This window comes from Paenibacillus sp. 01T422 (genome assembly GCF_056398785.1).
The window spans coordinates 1-2,236 of sequence record NZ_JBFTQB010001146.1; the positions used below are offsets into that span (position 1 = coordinate 1).

Annotated in this window: 1 protein-coding gene and 2 pseudogenes; all 3 read left to right on the plus strand. The window is 48.4% G+C overall.

Annotated elements, in window-relative coordinates:
• The first annotated feature begins 25 nt into the window (after positions 1-25).
• The gene (locus AC1DUA_RS36565) at positions 26-793 is read left to right on the plus strand and encodes a 16S rRNA (uracil(1498)-N(3))-methyltransferase (RefSeq protein WP_477504396.1); all 768 of its coding nucleotides are present in this window, start codon (positions 26-28) and stop codon (positions 791-793) included.
• 5 nt (positions 794-798) lie between these two features.
• Positions 799-1,659 (plus strand): annotated as a pseudogene (locus AC1DUA_RS36570) (MiaB/RimO family radical SAM methylthiotransferase); the annotation flags it as partial.
• Between the two features lie 313 nt (positions 1,660-1,972).
• A pseudogene (locus tag AC1DUA_RS36575) lies at positions 1,973-2,236 on the plus strand (deoxyribose-phosphate aldolase); the annotation flags it as partial.

The window sequence follows — 2,236 nt, forward strand, 5'->3', positions numbered from 1 at the left end:
GAACGAAGATAGAGAGGCTTTGACTATGCAGCGTTATTTTCTCCCGCCAGAGCAGTTCCACCTTAACAATCAGACAGTCACCATTGAGGGCGACGACGCACATCATCTGGGTCGAGTGATGCGGGCAGCTATCGGAGACGAGGTTATTTGCAGCAATGGTGTGGATCGCGAAGTGCTCGTACGGATTTCTCAGTTAGATAAGGGGCTTGTGACCGCGGAAATCGTGGAGGAGCTGCCTATGAACGCTGAATCGGCGGTTCAGGTCTGGATTGCACAGAGCCTGCCCAAAGGCGATAAGATGGAGACGATTATTCAAAAAGGGACCGAGATCGGGGCAGCCCGGTTTCTTCCTTTTTTATCGGAGCGTACGATTGTGCAGTACGACTCCAAGAAGGAAGCGAAGCGAACGGAACGTTGGCAGAAGATTGCCAAAGAAGCCGCTGAGCAAGCGCATCGCAATCGTGTACCGCAGGTAGACACCGTTTATTCGTGGAAGCAACTGCTGCAGCAAGCCAAAGAAGCGGATGTTGCGTGGATTTGCTACGAGAAAGAAGATGGGCAGCAGCTGAAGCCAGCCATCCAAGAAGCGCTCGCCGCGGGTAAATTGGGACAAGGCAGCAAAGTCGTTATTGCAGTAGGGCCGGAAGGCGGATTTACGGAGCAAGAAATTAAGCAGGCCGAAGAGGCTGGCTTCCGTTCCGTATCGCTAGGGGCTCGTATTTTACGCACGGAGACTGCTGCTATGGTAGGTCTTACGTGTCTTTTCTATGAAACCGGAGAGATGGGAGGATAAGCGTTATGGCAACGGTAGCGTTTCATACATTAGGTTGTAAAGTTAATTTCTATGATACAGAGGCCATTTGGCAGCTTTTCAAAAATGAGGGATACGAACAGGTTGATTTCGAGCAAACGGCAGACGTTTACGTCATCAATACTTGTACGGTAACGAATACGGGGGATAAAAAGAGCCGCCAGATGATTCGTCGTGCGATCCGCCGCAATCCGGAGGCGATAGTTGCCGTAACAGGCTGTTATGCGCAAACTTCTCCGGCTGAGATTATGGCGATCCCGGGTGTTGATATGGTTATCGGCACACAGGATCGGGAGAAAATTATTCCGATTGTGAAGCAATTCGAAACGGATCGTCAACCGATTAATGCGGTTCGCAACATCATGAAAACACGTCAGTTCGAAGAACTGGATGTGCCTGATTTTGCCGATCGGACGAGAGCTTTTCTGAAAATTCAAGAGGGCTGCAACAACTTCTGTACGTTTTGTATTATTCCGTGGTCTCGCGGGTTAATGCGCAGTCGTGAGCCTCTAAGCGTAATTGCACAAGCGGAGCAGTTAGTGGCTGCCGGATATCAAGAAATTGTCTTGACGGGTATTCACACCGGCGGTTACGGCGAAGATATTGAGGATTACAGCTTGGCTAAGCTGCTTTGGGATTTGGACAAAGTCGAAGGTTTGAAACGTATTCGTATTTCTTCGATTGAGGCAAGTCAAATTACAGATGAAGTCATTGAAGTTTTGAAATCCTCGGACAAAATGTGTCGTCATCTGCACATTCCTTTGCAAGCAGGAGATGATCGTGTATTAGCGCGTATGCGCAGAAAATATACGACAGAAGAGTTTGCGAGCAAAATTGAGCGCCTGCATGAGACAAAGGCGCACCTGACAGCGGCTTGTACATGGGCTACTCGGATAACTACGTACAGCTTGTTTTCCAAGGATCAGAAGACATGATCGGCCAAGTTTGCCGTGTGAAAGTGACGGAAGCTGGCGTGAATGAAAGCAAAGGTCAATTGGTGCGTGTTTTAGAAACGGCATCCGTTGTAAACCTGTAGACATATTTTTTGGGACGATAACATTTACCTCTAAGCGCGGTCGCTTCCTGAAATGGCCGCGATAGAGGTTTTCTCTATTACCAGAAGGAACTGAAAAAACATAATTTATGATGAGGTGCATCTTAATGACTTTGAATGCGAAAGAAATTGCCAAATATATCGACCATACGCTTTTGAAACCAGACGCAAGCACGGCAGCTATCCACAAACTGTGTGAAGAAGCAGCTCAGCACCAATTTTTCAGCGTGTGTGTAAACTCTCAGTTTGTTGGCGTAGCCAGCAAAGCGTTGGAGGGAACAGGCGTGAAAGTCGCAGCAGTTGTAGGCTTCCCGCTTGGTGCAAGTCTGAGCGAAGTGAAAGCCTTTGAGGCTGCGAAAGCTGTAGAGAAC